The 16931-nt window shown below is 71.4% G+C and carries 13 protein-coding genes and 1 pseudogene; 7 read left to right on the forward strand and 7 right to left on the reverse strand.

Translation table 11 applies throughout. The features are described from left to right. The first annotated feature begins 25 nt into the window (after positions 1-25). The 5 genes and pseudogenes from INT51_RS08605 to INT51_RS08615 all read left to right on the forward strand — a co-directional run bounded on the left by INT51_RS08605 (position 26) and on the right by INT51_RS08615 (position 4256). Complete coding sequence (locus INT51_RS08605) at positions 26-997, forward strand: dihydrodipicolinate synthase family protein (protein ID WP_193104887.1); 972 nt, start codon at positions 26-28, stop codon at positions 995-997. Further along, positions 990-1961, forward strand: a pseudogene (locus INT51_RS22185) (ROK family protein); the annotation flags it as partial. The gene INT51_RS08605 and the pseudogene INT51_RS22185, both read left to right, overlap by 8 nt. A 99-nt stretch (positions 1962-2060) precedes the next feature. Further along, positions 2061-2753 carry an N-acetylmannosamine-6-phosphate 2-epimerase gene (locus INT51_RS22190; RefSeq protein WP_226832165.1) on the forward strand — a complete coding sequence of 231 codons (693 nt, stop codon included), beginning with the start codon at positions 2061-2063 and terminating at the stop codon, positions 2751-2753. A 107-nt stretch (positions 2754-2860) separates the two neighbouring features. After that, positions 2861-2989 carry a hypothetical protein gene (locus tag INT51_RS22530; protein WP_255509776.1) on the forward strand — a complete coding sequence of 43 codons (129 nt, stop codon included), beginning with the start codon at positions 2861-2863 and terminating at the stop codon, positions 2987-2989. A 64-nt stretch (positions 2990-3053) separates the two neighbouring features. After that, a complete protein-coding gene (locus INT51_RS08615) occupies positions 3054-4256 on the forward strand; it encodes an exo-alpha-sialidase (RefSeq protein ID WP_193104889.1) in 1203 nt (400 codons plus the stop codon). Between the two features lie 96 nt (positions 4257-4352). Here INT51_RS08615 and INT51_RS22660 read toward each other — a convergent pair whose 3' ends face one another. Continuing rightward, positions 4353-7037, reverse strand: coding sequence for a S8 family serine peptidase (locus INT51_RS22660; RefSeq protein ID WP_193104890.1), 2685 nt, complete (start codon positions 7035-7037; stop codon positions 4353-4355). A gap of 193 nt (positions 7038-7230) precedes the next feature. Between INT51_RS22660 and INT51_RS08625 the strand changes: the two genes are divergently transcribed. Further along, the gene (locus INT51_RS08625; protein ID WP_304502126.1) at positions 7231-8664 is read left to right on the forward strand and encodes a DUF2079 domain-containing protein; all 1434 of its coding nucleotides are present in this window, start codon (positions 7231-7233) and stop codon (positions 8662-8664) included. Between the two features lie 25 nt (positions 8665-8689). Here INT51_RS08625 and INT51_RS08630 read toward each other — a convergent pair whose 3' ends face one another. The 5 genes from INT51_RS08630 to INT51_RS08650 all read right to left on the reverse strand — a co-directional run bounded on the left by INT51_RS08630 (position 8690) and on the right by INT51_RS08650 (position 14668). Further along, positions 8690-9589: a hypothetical protein gene (locus INT51_RS08630; RefSeq protein WP_193104891.1), complete on the reverse strand. Its 900-nt coding sequence runs from the start codon at positions 9587-9589 to the stop codon at positions 8690-8692. A 171-nt stretch (positions 9590-9760) separates the two neighbouring features. After that, entirely contained in the window at positions 9761-11173 is a 1413-nt protein-coding gene (locus INT51_RS08635) for an alpha/beta fold hydrolase (RefSeq protein WP_304502127.1), read from the reverse strand. Beyond that, positions 11170-11835, reverse strand: a complete 666-nt coding sequence (locus tag INT51_RS08640) for a DinB family protein (protein WP_304502128.1) — start codon at positions 11833-11835, stop codon at positions 11170-11172. The genes INT51_RS08635 and INT51_RS08640 overlap by 4 nt, the downstream gene beginning before the upstream one ends. Beyond that, entirely contained in the window at positions 11832-14015 is a 2184-nt protein-coding gene (locus INT51_RS08645; RefSeq protein ID WP_193104892.1) for a prolyl oligopeptidase family protein, read from the reverse strand. Before INT51_RS08645 ends, INT51_RS08640 begins: the two co-directional genes overlap by 4 nt. Next, the gene (locus tag INT51_RS08650; protein WP_193104893.1) at positions 14012-14668 is read right to left on the reverse strand and encodes a hypothetical protein; all 657 of its coding nucleotides are present in this window, start codon (positions 14666-14668) and stop codon (positions 14012-14014) included. The genes INT51_RS08645 and INT51_RS08650 overlap by 4 nt, the downstream gene beginning before the upstream one ends. 77 nt (positions 14669-14745) lie before the next feature. On the opposite strand from INT51_RS08650, the gene INT51_RS08655 reads away from it, so the two are divergent. After that, positions 14746-15951 (forward strand): glycoside hydrolase family 3 protein, encoded by a 1206-nt coding sequence (locus INT51_RS08655; RefSeq protein ID WP_193104894.1) that lies wholly within the window; start codon positions 14746-14748, stop codon positions 15949-15951. Between the two features lie 6 nt (positions 15952-15957). Here the strand turns inward: INT51_RS08655 and thiD are convergent, their stop codons facing one another. Further along, complete coding sequence (gene thiD / locus INT51_RS08660) at positions 15958-16836, reverse strand: bifunctional hydroxymethylpyrimidine kinase/phosphomethylpyrimidine kinase (RefSeq protein ID WP_193104895.1); 879 nt, start codon at positions 16834-16836, stop codon at positions 15958-15960. Between the last annotated feature and the right edge of the window lie 95 nt (positions 16837-16931).

Consider the following 16931-nt stretch of genomic DNA (forward strand, 5'->3'; position numbering starts at 1 on the left):
CGTCTCCCGAAGGAGCACCCCTGACATGACCTCCCCGCAGTCCAGCACCCCCACGCCCGCCTCCGCGTCCGAGGGCCTCACCGGCGTCGTCCCGCCGCTGATCACACCACTGACCGCCGACGGTGAGCTCGACGTCCCCTCGCTCGAGCGCCTCGTCGCCCACCTGCTCGAGGGCGGGGTCGACGGCATCTTCGCGCTCGGCTCCAGCGGCGAGATCGCCTACTTCGACGATGCGCGACGCGCCCAGGTGCTCGAGGCCGTCACCGGCGTCGTCGCCGGCCAGGTGCCCGTCATCGCCGGTGTCATCGACACCCAGACCCACCGCGTCATCCAGCAGATCCGTGCCGCAGAGCGCTTCGACCTCTCCGGGTACGTGGTCACCGCCCCCTTCTACGCGATCACCGGCCCGGAGGAGATCGATACCCATTTCCGCACTGTCGCAGCCGCCGCGGATGCCCCCCTGTGGGCGTACGACATCCCCGTGTGCGTGCATGTGAAGCTCGCCGCTGCCCAGCTGCTGCAGCTCGGACGCGACGGAGTGATCACCGGCGTCAAGGACTCCAGCGGGGACGACGTCGGCTTCCGCCGGCTGTCGGCCGCGAACCGCGCGGCGGGCTCCCCGCTGACCCTGCTCACCGGCCACGAGGTCGTCGTCGACGGCGCGTACCTCGCCGGGGCCGACGGCTCCGTACCCGGCCTGGGCAACGTGGATCCTGCCGGGTACACACGCATGCACCGCGCGGCGCAGGCCGGCGACTGGGAGCAGGTGCGCCTGGAGCAGGACCGCCTGGCCGCCCTGTTCGAGATCGTCTTCCAGCCCACCGACAAGGTGGGCCCGGCCGCCGGTGTCGGGGCCTTCAAGACGGCGCTGCGCGAGCTCGGCATCATCTCCACCAATGCCATGACCGTCCCGATGTCGCCGATCGAGGGAGAGGCCGTGGGCCGGATCCGCGCGATCCTCGAGCAGACCGGTCTGCTGGACGGCGCCCATGCCTGACCCGGTCCTCGCCCTCGACATCGGGGGCACCAAGATCCGCGCCGCCCTGGTGCACGGGGCGGATCCGTCCGACGCCGCTGGTGCGACCGCAGGCCTCGCCGGAACTGCACTGACTCCTCGGATCGAGCGCGTGGCACAGGTGGCGACGCCGGCGGGCGAGGGGCCCGAGGCGATCCTCGGCGCCGCACTCGACCTCGCCGCGCAGGTACGTGGCGCGACGGGTATCCGCGCCGTAGGCATCTCCTCGGCCGGGGTGATCGACGCCGCGCGCGGCCTCGTCACCCATGCGACCGGCTCCCTGGCCGGGTGGGCGGGGACCGACGTCTGCGGTCCCTTCGCCCAGCGGTTCGGAGCCCCGGTCAGCGTACTGAACGACGTGCATGCCCACGGGATCGGCGAGGCCCGTTTCGGGGTCGGCCGCGACCATGCCTCCTTGTTGCTGCTCGCCGTCGGCACCGGGATCGGCGGCTGCCACGTCGTGGACGGCTCCGCGGTCCTGGGTTCCCACGGCGCCGCCGGGCACGTCGGCCACCTCGCCGTCCCCGAAGCCGAGGGCGTGCCGTGTCCCTGCGGGCGTATCGGCCACCTCGAAGGGCTGGCCTCCGGGCCGGGCATCGTGCACCTCGCGCAGCGGCACCGGGCGGAGACGGCCGGGTCCGGCTCCGGGGCTTCGACCGCTCCTCCCCTCACCGACGGACACAGCCTTGCGCGCGCAGCCCAGGAGTGCGATCCGGCGGCGCTGGAGGCGTACCGGGTCGCGGGCTTCGCGACCGGCCGCGTGATCGGCGGGCTGCTGAACACCCTGGACGTCGATGTCGTCGCCGTGACCGGGGGCGTCGCCGAGGTCCAGGGCCCCTGGCTCGCGGCGCTGGAGGACGGCATCGCCCACGACGCGATGGACGTCGTCGCATCCACCCCGGTGCTGACGGCGAGCGCCGGCACCCACGCCGCACTGCTGGGCGCCGCCGCCCGCGCCCTGGACGATCTTCCGGCTTCGCGCGGCGCACTCCGCACTGCACATCCCCCGAGTCCGCTCTCCCGCTCACTGAGTCAAAGGTTCCGCATGCATCCCCTGATCGCTCCTCTCGAGGGCACGCTGATCGTGTCCTGCCAGGCCTACCCGGGGGAACCGATGCGCGATCCCGGCACGATGGCGCGGGTTGCCGCGGCCGTGGAGAGCGGCGGGGCGAGCGCGGTGCGCGCGCAGGGTCTCGCGGACATCGAGCAGGTCGCGGGCATCGTGGATGTCCCCGTGATCGGGATCTGGAAGGACGGCGCCGAGGGCGTGTTCATCACCCCCACCCTCGAGCACTGCCTCGCGGTGATCGACGCCGGGGCCGACATCCTCGCCCTGGACGGCACCACCCGTCCCCGGCCCGACGGCCGCACCCTCGCCCAGACCGTCGAGGCGGTGCGTCAGCGCTTCGACGGCCCGCTGATGGCCGACTGCGACAGCGTGGAATCGGCGCTGATCGCCGCAGACCTCGGGATCGAGCTCATCGGCACCACCCTGGCCGGGTACACCGGCGCCCGGGAGAAGACCGACGGCCCCGACCTCGCCCTGCTGAGCGAACTCGCCGGCCGGCTCCCGGCATCCTCCGTCCTGGTCGCCGAAGGGCGCGTGCACACCCTCGCCCAGGCCGCCGCCGCCCGGCAGACGGGGGCGTTCGCCGTCGTCGTCGGCACCGCGATCACGCACCCCACCAGCATCACGACCTGGTTCCGCGACGCCGTGGCATCGGTGGAGCTCCTGTAGAGCTACGTCCTGACCGCTGCACCTGTTCACCGCCGAACGGAGACCCATGGAAGGCAACCCGCAGAGCGCCCGCGATCTGCCCGCGAGCGTCTGGACCTTCACCGGCTGTGCCCCGTCCGACCTGCGGATCACCGGGCAGCGGCGCGCCGGTGCGCCTGATCGGCCACCAATCCGATGCCGGTGAGGAGCATGCCCCGATTCTCGTCGGCGATGTCGCCGACGCCCTCGCCCCCTGACCCAGCGGGGCGAGACCCTGAAGAATGCACCCCCAATGAAGGAGCACCATCGATGGACATGCCCATGAGTCGACGAGGACTGTTCGGCACAGCCACCGCCCTGACCGCCTTCGGAGCCGGCGCCGTATCGGCGGCCGCCCTGCCGCCCGCCAAGGAGCACGGCACCCGCCACGGCATCTACGAGGAGCAGGTCCTCGCGGCCCCCGGCGACTACGGGGTGGCGAACTTCCGCATCCCCGCCCTCGCCGTGGCCCCCAACGGCGATCTGCTGGCCGGATTCGACGGGCGGCCGCAGTTCGGGGACGCGCCCGCCCCGAACTCCATCTGGCAACGCCGTTCACGGGACGGCGGGCGCACCTGGGAGGAGCCGACCGTCGTCCACCAGGGCTTCGAGTCCGAGGTCCCCGGCGAGAAGCTCGGCTACTCCGACCCCTCCTACGTGGTGGACACGGAGGCCGGGATCATCTATAACTTCCACGTGTTCTCCAAGGACCAGGGTGTGTGGGGATCGCAGTACGGCAACGACGACGAGGACCGTCAGGTGCTCAGCGCCGCCGTGTCCGTCAGCCACGACAGCGGCGAGACCTGGGAGCACCGTTCGATGACGGAAGTCGTCAAGCCCGCGGACTGTCGCGCGACCTTCGCGACCTCCGGCGCCGGCATCCAGCTGCGCTACGGGAAGCACACTGGGCGCCTGGTCCAGCAGTACGCCGGGTTCTTCCGCGGCACGGGGGACGACGAGATCGTCCAGGCATACTCCGTCTACTCCGACGACCACGGCGAGACCTGGACGATGGGCACTCCTGTGGGCTCCGAGATGGACGAGAACAAGGTCGTCGAGCTCTCCGACGGCACGCTGATGATGAACTCTCGCGAGCACGTGCGCACCGGGCACCGCTGGGTGGCGCTCAGCCACGACGGCGCACAGACCTGGGAGGACCTCCACCGCGACCCGAGCCTCGTGGACCCGGGCAACAACGCGCACATCACCCGCGCGTATCCGGACGCCCCGCAGGGCTCGGACACAGCGAAGGTGCTGCTGTTCTCCCATGCGGATCACGTGCCCAACTCGCGCGAGCGGGGCACCATCGAGATCTCGACCGACGACGGTGCCACCTGGGAGCGCAAGCGTGTCTTCCAGCCCGGCGCCTGTGCGTACTCGGTGCTGATCGCACTGGGCAGGGGCGAGTACGGTCTCCTGTACGAGGCGCAGGATGAGGCCATCACCTTCGCTCGACTCGACCTGGATTGGATCCTCTCGCGGTGATCTCCCTCGGCCACAGCCCGTCCCGGCGGGCCCGACGTGGTCGTGGGCGGCGGCGCCCGATCCCCCGGGTGCCGCCGCCCACGCGAGGGGTCCGGCTCAGCGCGCGCCGGGCTTGCCCGGGGCCGGATTCGAGATGGTGAACTGCGGGGAGGTGAACTCCTCCCAGTGCTCCGGGTTCTCCGGATCACCGAGGGGCTTCAGCACCCGCATCTCCAGGACGTAGTCCCCGTTCTTCACGGTCTTGGACTTCTCGTTCTTCAGCGCGTAGCTGCCGTCCCAGGCGAAGACCTCCGGTTCCGCGGAACGACCCAGATGATCGGCGGAGTCGATCAGGCCGACGGACGGGTTGACGACCTTCATCGTCCCGTTCTTCTTCACCTCGTAGGCACGGATCTCCATCGTCTCGACGGGGTAGGAGAAGTAGTACGCGAGGTAGGGGACGTCCCCTTGCTGCATCGTGTAGGTGCTCCCGCCCTCCGGGTCCAGCAGCACGCCGCCCGCGCCATCGCTGACCCCGAGCGAAGGCAGACCCATGCCCTGGTCATCGAGGACCGGAAGGGCCTGATAGTCACCGGAGAGGCCCGCGAACGGGACCACGAGATCATCGTCGGCTCCGGTGAGGGTCACCCAGCCGCCGTAGATGATGCCGTCCTCGCCGAAGTCCTCGCCGAGCGTCACGCTGACCTCCGCGGTGCCGCGGGCGGGCACCGTCACGGTCGACGCCGAGGGCTCGGCGATCCCTTCGGCCGTGTAGAACGTCGGGTCGAAGGTGGGGGCGCCGGTGGCGATGCCGTGGCGGACGCCGACGTCGTAGGTACGGTCCTGGTCGGAGTCGTTGGTGACGCTCACCGTGACCGCCTGCGGCCCGTTCTCGCCCTCGCCCAGCGAGATGGACGGTTCCTCGACCGTCGTGGTCGAATGCGTGGCCTCGACCATGTCGAGCAGGCCCGCACCCTGGCGGTGAACCGGCTCGAGGTAGCCCTGATCCGGCATCAGCGACCAGGTCAGCGGATCCGCGGTGTTCATCATCGCGGACTTCACGTCATGGGGTTCGAGGGTCGAATCGGACTCCAGGAGCAGTGCAGCAGCGCCCGCGACGTGCGGAGCCGCCATCGAGGTGCCCGACTTCGAGCCGTGGCCGCCCTGTTCGAGAGGGACGGTCGACCAGATCGAGCCGCCGGGAGCTGCGACGTCCGGCTTGAGGGCCAGTTCTGCGGTGAGCCCGTACGAGGAGAAGTCGGAGACGAGCCCGCCGGTCGCGTTCTCGACGACGGTGGTGCCCTGCTGCCAGGTCCACGTCACCTCACCGGCGGCGAGCGCCTCCTGCAGGGCCGCACCGTCGGCCTGACCGATCATGACGACCGGGACCGTGATCGCGGGGTCGCCCTCGACCGACGGGTTCACGGCACCGGGCGAATTGTTGTAGAGGATCACGGCGTCGTAGCCGGCGAGCTGACCCGCCAGCGCCTTCTCGTGGAACGAGCAGACCCCGCGCTCGACGAGCAGGGCCTCGCCCGCCCCGGAGGCCGGGGCGACGGCGGCGGGATCGCAGGCCTGGCCGGCCTCCGATCCCGGGGCACCGGCCGGGATCAGCGCGAGCTCTCCGGAGGTGGGCGCCGCCGGGCCGCCGGTCGCGGCCGAATACGCACGCTCCTCGTCGGCCGCCGTGGCATACGGCGTGCGCAGATGGGTGTTGTCCACCGAAGCGACGGTGATGGCGTCGGAGGCGACGCCGGGGGCTCCGCTGGAGAAGGTCCCTGCGGTCCCCTCGTTGCCGGCGGAGATGACGACGGTGACACCGTTCGCGGTGAGTGCATCGGTCAACTGCGCCGTGGGGTAGTCCTGCCACGTCATGAAGCTGGCGCCGAGGGACATGTTCACGATGTCGGCGCCGTCGGTCTGCGCCTGCTCCATCGCCTCGAGGATCACGTCGGTGCTGCTGGTGCCGTCGCAGCCGAAGATCCGGTAGGCGAGGAAGTCCGCCTCCGGCGCGACGCCGGTCACCTCGCCGTCGGCGCCGACGATGCCCGCGACGTGGGTGCCGTGGCCGCCGCAGTCATCGGGATAGTCGTCGGGGGCCACGGGGACTCCGTTGCTGGAGTCGTAGTCGTCACCGACGTAGTCGTACCCGCCGACCACACGGTCGTTCGGGAAGTCCGCGGTCTCGTCGTCGACGCCGGAGCCCCCGAGGTCAGGGTTGTTGTAGTCGATCCCGGAGTCGATCACGGCGACCGTGACGCCCTCACCGGTGAGACCATCCACCTCCTGCACCTGGTCGACCCCGGTCATCGCATTGCCGTACACGTCCTCCGGGGCGGAGTCGGACGGTACGGGGGCCGACACCTCCAGCACCGGGTACACGGCGCTGACGCCCTGGACGTCGCGCAGCTTCGCCACGTCGGTGTCGTCCATCTCCACCGACATGCCGTTCCAGCCCTGGACGAAGGATTCCTCAACGGTGAGCGGGATCGAGGCGGCCTCCGCGCGGGTGCTGACGGCGTCCTGCGCCGAGGAGTTGGTTGCGCGGGTGCCGCCTCGCAGAACCGGCTCGCCCTCGACCTCGACGAGCCAACGGCCCGGGATAGCCGCCGGGGATGCGTCCAGGACCTCGTCCGGGGCCGGGGCCTCGACCCCGAGATCGGAGGCGGAGCCGAGTGGTTGGGGGTCTCCGCCGTCGGCGAGAGCTGGTGGGGCCACGAGCAGGCCGGCGACGAGCGTCGCGCCGGCTGCGGCCGCGAGCACTGCGCGCGACCGCGCCAGGACAGGATGGTTGACGGACATCGAAGTAATCCTCCGGGGATGGGACGGACGGTGCACTGCGCATCGTTGCGCCCGGGTATCCGGCGGGCACCGGCACTGCGCATCTCACCACGCAATGGGGCTCGGCGTGGGCCATATCACCGAGATGGTCGGCCACGATCGTGCAACGACGGCCCGTCGCGCTCCGCTCCGCAGGGCCGGATACCCTCGCCCCGTGACCCCCGACGCCACTGCTCGCCCCGTGCGGCGCACCCGCGCCGTGCCTGCCCCTGCGGTGGAGATCGCCCGGCGCGTGGTGCCGCCGCTGCTCGCCGTGCTCGCGACCGCCGCCTATGGGCTGCTCGGCACCCAGCAGTTCCGGAACCTCGTCGCGCGGTCCTGGGACCTGGGGATCTTCACTCAGCTCGCGCGGGCCTACGGAGAGTTCCGCGCCCCCATCGTCCCCATCAAGGGCGACGAGGTGAATCTTCTGGGCGACCACTTCCACCCGATCCTGGCACTGCTGGCTCCGGTGTGGTGGGTATGGCCCTCCGGGGAGGCACTGCTGTGGACCCAGGCTCTGCTGTTCGGGATCTCCGCGATCCCCCTGACCCGCCTCGCGATCGACCGGCTCGGGCCCGCACTGGGCTCTCTCGCCGGCGCGGCGTACGTGTTCTCCTTCGGCCTGCAGGCGGCGGCCTCCGTGCAATTCCACGAGATCGCCTTCGCCGTGCCGCTGCTGGCGCTGTCGCTGACCGCCCTGCTGCGCGAGCGCCCACTGGCCGCGATCCTGTGGGCGGCACCCCTGGTGCTGGTGAAGGAGGACCTCGGGCTCACGGTCGCCCTGCTCGGTGGGCTCATCGCGCTGCGGCACCGCTCGCACCGGCTCGAGGGACTGGGCCTCGCCGGCTGGGGTGCGGGCTGGTTCGTCCTGTCGACCTTCGTGATCCTGCCGCTGCTGAACACCGCCGGCCAGTACGACTACACCGACAACCTCGGTTCGCCGCTGGAGGTGTTCTGGCCGCCCGTGAAGTGGCTGACCGTGCTCATGCTGCTGCTCGCCGCAGGACTCATCGGGGGCCGCTCACCGCTGATCGCCCTGATGCTGCCCACCCTGGCCTGGCGCTTCACCGGCACCGTCGATTTCTACTGGGACTGGTACTGGCACTACAACGCGGTGCTCATGCCGATCGCGCTCGCGGCGATGCTGGACGCCCTCGGTGATCGCCGCACAGCTCACGCCGCCGCCTGGCTGCGCCTCGACGCCCCGATCCCGGCGCGCCGGATCCGGGTCACGGCGGTCGCCGCCTCGGCCGTGGTCACCCTGATGCTGGCCGGCGCGATGCCGCTGCTGGACATCGTCCGCCCCGACCAGTGGGAGCGCACCTGGAGGGCCGAGCCCGCCGCCGCGGCCCTCGAAGCCGTGCCCGACGGCTCTGTGCTCTCCGTCGACATCACGCTGATGGCCCAGGCCGTCCCGGATCACGACGTGCAGTGGATCCACGGCCCCAATACGCGCGCCCCCGACTGTGTGCTGAGCGATCAGTACGCCTTCTCCTGGGCCAACAGGCCTCCTGCGGACATCACGGTGTGGGCACAGCAGACCTGGGGCGCGAGCTACGAGACCGTGTACGAGAACGGAGGCTTCACCGTCGCCTGCCGCCCCTGACGGGGCCGCCGGGTCGGGGCGTGACCTACTCGGTTCCCCGGTTCGACGTCGACGTCGGTTCAGGGACCGTCGATGTCGAGTCTGCGGATTCCGTCGAGTTCCCAGGGTCAGTCGGGGTCTCCGTCGGGGGTTCCGTAACCGTCGAGGTCGCCGTCGGGGTCACCGTGATCGGCGGCGACTCAGAATCCGTCGGCGACTCAGATTCCGTCGGGGGCTCGGGGTCCGTCGTCGGAGACTCCGTCGGGGGCTCGGGGTCCGTCGTCGGAGACTCCGTCGGGGGCTCAGGGTCCGTCGACTCCCCCGTCGTCTCCTCCGGGGAGGGCGAGGTGTCCGGGTCCTCCGTCGGCGAGTTCTCCGGATCCTCCGGGGTCGTCTCGGAGGGCGGGGTCGTCTCGGAGGGCGGGGTCGTCTCGGAGGGCGCGGGCGGTGTCGAACCACCGCTCCCGCCGGTGCTCCCGCCCTCGTCCTGAGAGTCTCCGCCCGAGCCGCCCTGGGGCGTCTCCTCACGACCTCCGCTGTTCCCGGTCGAGCTGTCCTCGGTCTCCGGGGGGTCCACGGCGGTGGGCTCGGCGGGCTCTGCCGGCGTGGGATCGACGGCGTCCTCGGGTGCGGGCTCCTCGGTCTCCTCGGCGGTGGGGCTCTCCGCGTCGGTCTCCTCGGCGGTCGGCGAGGGATCGACCGCCGTCGGCGAGTTCTGCGGGTCGGTCGCTTCACCGCCGCCATCGGACGGCACGGTCTCAGATGTCGCAGTCGTGGCGGCCTGATCGGGGTCCCCGGCGAGCGCGGCCAGGGGGCCGACGCCGGCGACGCCGAATCCTGAGAGGGCGCCGACGGCAGCGACGCTCGCGGCAGCCAGGGCGATGCCGGCCCGCGGTCGCGACCGCAGCGGATCAACGCTGCGGATGCCCGTCACTCGTCTGCGCATGGACGCTCTCCCCCTGTTCCTCTGCCTGCGCCAGTACCTGTACCGGTGCCGGCGAGTCGGTCCTGCCCGCATCCGACCTGCTGGTCCTGTGCATCTCAGCGTAAACGCGTCGCCCGGAGAAGGGAACCGCGTCCGCGACGCGTCACAGCGGCACCAGCAGCGACGTCGACATCAGTCCATCTTCACGTGGCGGGTACGGCGGGCCCGGGGATCGACCTGGGCCTGCTCCCGTTTCGCCTTCGCCGACTCCACCCACAGTCGCCACGGCGAGTATCGTTCCGCCGCGAGGGCGATCTGGAGTCCTCGCGAGAGCGCCTGATCCGTCGGCGTCGCGGGCAGGGCCGCGAGCTCGGCCGCTCGTTCGGGCAGCAGATGCGCTGTCCCGCAGGCGCTCCAGCGCGCGGCGATCTGCGTGATCTGACTGCGGGTGTCGAGCATCGAATGGCCCGCCCCGGGAACCTCCAGCAGCCGCGCGCCCGGGATCCTCTCGGCCAGGTCCCTGGCGATCCGGGGTGGGGCGATCAGATCCTGCGAGCCGGCGATGACGAGGGTCGCGGCAGTGATCGCGGGGGCGAGCGCATGCAGGTCCAGCACCTCTCCGGTGAAGGGCGGCACCGCACGGGTGTGCTCGCCGGAGATGATCAGCGGGTCCAGGGGGCCGCCGTCGGCGTGATGGCCCCTCCCGAGCTCCGTGTGCGCGATCCGCGCGGTCAGGTCGTACTCCATCACGTACGGCGTAGACTGCAACCATCCCTGGTTGAGCACCTGGCGCACGCTGTTCCAGGTCAGCTGGCCGCGGCCCAGCGCGAGCAGGTCCACCAGGTCGCGCACCGCCGACGGGCCGCCATGCTCGTGGACGGCGAGCAGGATCGGCCCCGCACGGTGGGCGTCGACCGTGCCGTCCCGGGACAGTCGGCGCAGGGCGGAGGCGGTCGTGGAGGTCGCGGGGTTCGTGCCCTCCCAGTACAGGGCCCGAAGTGTCGCCTGCGCGATGCGTTCGTCGTCGGCGCTGGTCAACGGCGAGTCGAGCACCAGTGAATGCACCCGCTCGGGGTGGAGGACGGCGAGCGCCTGTGCCAGGTACGCGCCGTATCCGACGCCGTAGACCGCGACCTGCGGAACCCGGGCGTGGTCCAGCACCGCGAGCAGATCACGGATCACCTCACGCAGCGTCATGGCATGGGCGGGGAGGTCGTCCCCGGCGGCGTCCAGGCGCGAGAGCCCCACACCGCGATGTTCCATCATCAGCACGTCCAGGCCGCGTCCGGCGAGATTGCGTCGCAGCACGTCGTACGGCAGCACCGACGCCCGATCGGGGCCGTCAGGGATCAGCAGCACCGGGGCCTGAGCGCTCGCGGTTCGGGCCGTGGCGTCGGCCTCCTCGGCCGCCGGCGCGGAGGCCCGGATGCCCCGGCCCGGCCGCGGGCGGCGCGGGACCGTGCGGGCGTAGCGCAGCGGGAACAGTCGCTCGTCGTCGGCGGAGATCTCGCGGTAGACCGTCATCAGGTCGTTGCGGATCTGCAGCAGATCGTCCTGCGCGGGACGGTCGAAGAGGTCAGCGGAACGCAGGAGTGGAAGCTTCACTCGCCGGTCCGACCGTCCAGCAGCTCCGCGAGCACGTCGAGGTGGCCGGCATGGCGGGCGGTCTCCCCCACCATGTGGGTGAGCACCCACCGCACGCTGCGCAGGTGCTCCCCGTCGCTGATCTCCTCGTCAAGATCCCGTCCGTGCAGCTGAGTGCGGGACAGTTCGGTCGCGGCCGCATAGTCGGCGAGGGCGGCATCGAGGGAGGCGTCAGGCGCAACGGCCCACTCGGCGTGCGGTCCGGACTGCTCATACCGGGTGTAGTCGACCTGCTCCTGCGGGACCCCGCCCATGAACTCGCGGAACCAGTAGCGCTCGGCATTGGCCAGGTGCCGGACCAGGCCCGTGACCGTCGTCCCGGAACCGACCAGGCGCGTCGCGGCCTGCTCATCGCTGAGACCCGTGGCCTTCCAGATGACGGTGGCGCGGTGGAGGTCGAGGAAGCCCTGGAGAGTCTCCGTCTCCGCGGCGACGGCCGGGGGCACGGGGCGGTTTCCCGGGAGCGTCGCGAAGGCATCATCGCCGCTGTCCGCCTCGACCGCGGCCTGCTCGTCGGCGAGACGGTCCACCAGGATGTCGAGCTCGTCCGGGACCTTCGGGACGTCGGCGGAGGCTGGGCCGGCCGCGGGTTCCCCCGGCTCCGCGCGGTGGTTCGGGCTCACGCCTGCTCCTCGGTGCCCCGGCCGATGGTGTTCCACAAGAAGGTGTACAGCAGGGCGTTCATCCGAGCGGCCTGCTCGTTGGTGGCCGCTCCGCCGTGCCCGCCCTCGGTGTTCTCCCAGGAGCGCACGTCGGCTCCCAGGGATTCCATCGCGGCGGTGAACTTGCGGGCGTGCCCGGGATGCACGCGGTCGTCGCGGGTGGAGGTGAGCAGGAACGTCGGCGGGTACGTCACGTCCTCGCGCAGCAGGTGGTACGGGCTGAAGGTGCGGAGGAACTCCCAGTCGTCCGTATCCGGATCCCCGTACTCGGCCATCCAGGAATAGCCGGCCAGCAGCTGGTTGTATCGCTTCATGTCCAGCAGCGGCACCTGGATGACGACCGCCCCGAACAGCTCGGGGTACAGCGTGACCATGGCTCCGGTGAGCAGGCCGCCGTTGGAGCCGCCGCGCACCGCGAGGTGATCGCGGTCGGTGACACCGCGCTCGAGAAGATCCTTCGCGACACCGGAGAAGTCCTCGTAGGCGCGATGACGATTCTCCTTGAGCGCCGCCTGGTGCCATCGGGGCCCGTACTCGCCGCCGCCGCGGATGTTCGCCAGCACATAGGTGCCACCGCGCTCGAGCCACGCCTTGCCGATGGCCCCGAGGTAGCTCGGGGTCAAGGAGATCTCGAAGCCGCCGTAGCCGTACAGCAGGGTGGGCACCGGGGCATCGGACTCCGCGCGGTCGGTGCGGGAGATCTCGAAGTACGGGATGCGGGTGCCGTCCTCGCTGGTCGCGAAGTGCTGGCTGACGTCCAGTCCGTCCGTGTCGAAGCGGGCAGGCGTGGACTTGATGATCTCGAGGTCGCTCGGGTCCCCGCCGGCGGCGACCTCCGCGAGATCACCGAGATGCAGCGTGGTGGGTTCGATGAAGCCGGTCACGCTCACCCAGATCTCGTCGTTGACGTCGGCGTCGACCGCCGCCACACCGATCGATCCACGCAGCTCGGGGTAGAGGTCGCGGCGCTCCCAGGCGCCGTCCTCGTTGCGGGTGTGCACCTCGAGGCGGTGCACGACATCCTCGAGGATCGACAGCACGACGGCCGAGCGGGTGATGGTCATGCCCTCGAGCGAGGTGGTGTCGGTGGGCTCGAACAGCATCTCCAGCTCGGGTTCGCCGCGCTGGAAGCGCTCGAAGTCGCCGACGACCAGCGAGCCGGACGGGAACGTCGAGCCGCCGATCTCCCAGTCGCTGCGGGGGCTGAAGATGCCCAGGTCGCGGTGCGCGCTGGCCTCCATGTCCCGGGGCACCTCGACCGTGCTGAGCACGGGCGGCTGCTGGCTGCGATCGACGACGTGGACGGTGGTGTCGTAGAACGCGTGCGCCTCGATGACCCAGTCGCGCTCCCAGCCGGGGGTGGAGTCGTGCGCGGCGAACACCGCCATGTCGTTCTCCGCGACCTCATGCACCAGCTGCGCCTGCGCCAGCGGGGTGCCGCGGGTCCACAAGCGGGCCTGGCGGGCATAGCCGGAGCTGGTCAGGGTCCCCTTCCCGAAGTCGGTGGAGACCCACACCGTATCGACGTCGATCCAGCTGAGGCCGCCCTTGGCCTCGGGGCGGAAGAAGCCGCCCTCGGATTCGGGGACGAAGGCGAGGGTCTCGAGGTCGAACTCCCGGGTGACGTCCGCGTCGGAGCCGCCGTGGGAGAGATCCACGAGGGCACGACGGTAGGGCTCGCCGTCCTCGAGTCCCACCGGGCGCAGCAGGCTCGCACCGTGCCATACCCAGTCCTCGCCCTCGGCCTCGTTGAGCGCGTCGACGTCCAGCAGGATCTCCCAGGTGGGATCGTCGGTGCGGTAGGACTCCAAGGTGGTGCGGCGCCACAGCCCGCGCTCGTGCTCGGCGTCGGTCCAGAAGTTGTACAGGAACTCCCCGCGCTTGACCACCCCGGGGATCTTGTCCTTCGCGTCGAGGATCTCGCGGATCTCGCGCTGCAGGGTCGCGGCGAGCGGGTCGCCGCTGACATCGCGCGGATCGCGCACCTCGTCGAGCTCGGACTCCGCCTGTGCGTTGCGCTCGTGGACCCAGGCCAGGGCCTTCTCGCCGGTGACGTCCTCGAGCCACTGATGGGGGTCCCGAGTGCCGTCGGGGGTGGGCAGCTGCGGGGTCGGCGAGTGCTGCGGGGCGGTGTCGGTCATCTGTTCTCCTTGCCGGGGGCGGTGTTGATGGGGACGGTGCTGTCGGGGCCGGTGAGAGCCGTGAAGTCGTCGAGGGTGCGTGTCCAAGCAGCCTTCCAGGCGTCACGATCCGCGGCGCTCCCGAGGCCCTTGTGCTCGATGCTGAGGGTGCTGCGCGGGTTCCGGGAGCTGCCGGCGCCGGGGGAACGAGTGGCGCTGCCCTTCGCTGCGGCCTTCGCGGTGATGTTCACGCTGAGGCGGGTGCCGTCCTCCACCGCTGCGCGCCAGTAGCGCCACGTCGCGGTGTCGGTGAGGCTCGGCTCCTCGAGCCCGAGTCGTGCCCGTCGCGCCGGTGTCATGTAGGCATCCCAGCGCGCCCGCACCGCATCCGGGTCCCCCACCAGGGTGCGGGAGGCGGAGGCCGCGAAGTCGCCTTCGCAGCTCTGCCCCACCACGCGCCGGCCGATGAGCTGCTCGTAGGTGACGGTGACGCCCTGGGCCCACCACTCGGTGATGTCCCAGCGCTCAGGGAGCAGGCGCGCGATCGCGGTGTGGTCGAGATCCCGGCCGCCGGCCTGCTCGATCCGGTCCACCCAGGTGGCCAGCGCGGTGCCGGTGCCGGATTCGATCGATGCGGCCCGCGGATGCTCCGCGGGAGACATATCGGTGCTCATGGACCCAGCCTACGGGGGTTCCGGTGCCCCAGGTCACTCCTTCGCAGACCGTCGGCGCCGCGTGGAAGACTGGCGCCATGCGCCGACGCCATCTCCTCGCCATGGCCCCCGCGGCCGCGCTCGCCGCCTGTACCCCGCAGGGCGAGGATCCGCCGAGTGATCCGGAGGCGACCGGCCCGGGTGACCCCGAAGCGACGGGTGACGACACCACCGCCGAACCGACCGGCCGCCCGACCACGACCGCTGCGCCACCGACCGCCGCGGAGGAGCTGCTCGCGGAGCTCTCGCCCCGGGAGCTGGCCGGCCAACTGGTCCTGGTCGGCATCCCCGCCGGCAGCGAGATTCCCCCCGCAGTGCTCACCGAGCACCACGCCGGTGGGGTCTTCCTGCTGCAGGTCTGGGAGAGCCCCTCCGCGGTGGACGACGCCGTGGCCACCGCCCGCGAGGGATCTCGGGTCGATCTGCCGCCGCTGATCGCGGTCGACCAGGAAGGTGGCCAGGTGCGGATGCTGCGCGGGGACGCCGCCCGTCGGACGCCGTCGGCCGAGGAGCTCGGCTCCGACGGCCCGAGCGCGGTCTCCGAGGCATACACGGTCATCGGGGAGGACCTCGCTGCGCGCGGGATCCAGGTGGCCCTCTCCCCCGTCGCCGATGTCGTCGACCCCGCCCTCGGCGACGCCAACGAGCCCGTCGGAGGTCTCGACCGTGGTTTCGGAACGGATCCCGAGCAGGTGGGAGCCTGCGTGGCGGCGGCAGTCGAGGCGCTGGCGGCGCAGGGCGTCGCCGCCACCCTCAAGCATTTCCCGGGCCTGGGACGGGTGGACCAGAACACCGACTTCTCGGCCGAAGGCATCGAAGACCCCACGACCGGGCCCGAGGACCCGTTCCTGGACTCCTTCACCGCGGGGATCGATGCCGGCGCGCAGCTGGTGATGATGTCCTCGGCGATCTACCCGCAGCTCGAGGCGGGCGTCCCCGCGATGTTCTCGCGCGTCGCGATCCAGGAGCTGCTGCGCGGGCAGCTCGGCTTCGACGGGCTCGTGGTCACCGACGACATCGGTGCTGCGAAAGCCGTCGCGGCCATCCCCGTCGCCGAGCGTGCCACGCGGCTGCTCGAGGCGGGCGGGGACGTGGTGGTGACCGCGGACGCCTCGCTCACCGGCGAGCTGGTCGACGCGATCGAGGACTGGGCCCGGCAGAGCCCCGAGAACGAACAGCGGATCCAGGAGTCCGCGGGCCGCATGCTCGCCCTCAAGGACGGGCTGGGACTGCTCCAGCGGTGACGTCGCTCAGGCCTTGTCGAGCGTGATGAGGTGGTTCAGGGGACCGTAGCCGCTGCCACTGCTGCGCGAGACCTTCCAGTCCCGGGCGTTGTCGATGGCGCTGGCGAGGAACTCGCGGGCCGAGGCGACGATGGTGACCAGGTCGTCGTCGGCCCCCTTCTGACCGCTGTCCCCCAGTTCACCGGCGCGATCGAACTCCTCGATGCGTGCGAGCTGCGCCGCGATCGCGGCCGACAGGGTCGAACCAGCCCCGCGCACGTGCCGGTCGGGCACGCGGTCGGCGCGCAGCAGATCGGTGCCGCCGGGGTGGACGAGCACGTCGACCGCGTCGTCGTCCACCAGGCGTCCTCCGGTGACCAGCACGGCTGGCGGGCCCAGCGCCTGCAGCGCGAGCGCCTGGTCGCGCATCTCGTCGATCGAGGTCGCCAGCGGCCTGCCCAGCAGCTGGGCCGCCTCGGCCATGTTCGGCGTCAGCACGTCCACCAGCGGCAGCAGGGACTCCCGCAGCGCGCGAGCACCCTGGGCGGAGATCAGCGGCGCACCGTCGCTGCCCACCATCACAGGATCGAGGATGAGTCGCCCCAGTCGTCCCCGATGCTCCCGCACCGCGCCGGCGACGGCCTCGACCACGGCGGCGCTGCCCAGGCCGCCGATCTTGGTGGCGTCGAGGAAGAGATCGGAGGCGACGGCGTCGATCTGGCTGCGGACCACGTCGCCGGGAAGATAGTGGATGCCCGTGTGCCCCTGCGTGTTCACGGCGCAGACCATGCTGACGGCGCTGGCGCCGTACACCCCGAGCGCCGTGAACGTCTTCAGATCCGCCTGGATGCCCGAGGCACCGTCGGAGTCGGAGGCGGCGATCGTCAAGACCAGAGGCGGGCGCATGCGGACTCCATCCGTCGAGGCCGGGGCCGGAGCAGGAGGCTCCGTCGGCCATGTGCCCGGAGAGTACCAACCGCGACTGGTCGCTCCTGCGCGGC

Origin of the sequence: Brachybacterium sp. FME24, assembly GCF_014897705.1 — a bacterium.
GTDB lineage: Bacteria > Actinomycetota > Actinomycetes > Actinomycetales > Dermabacteraceae > Brachybacterium.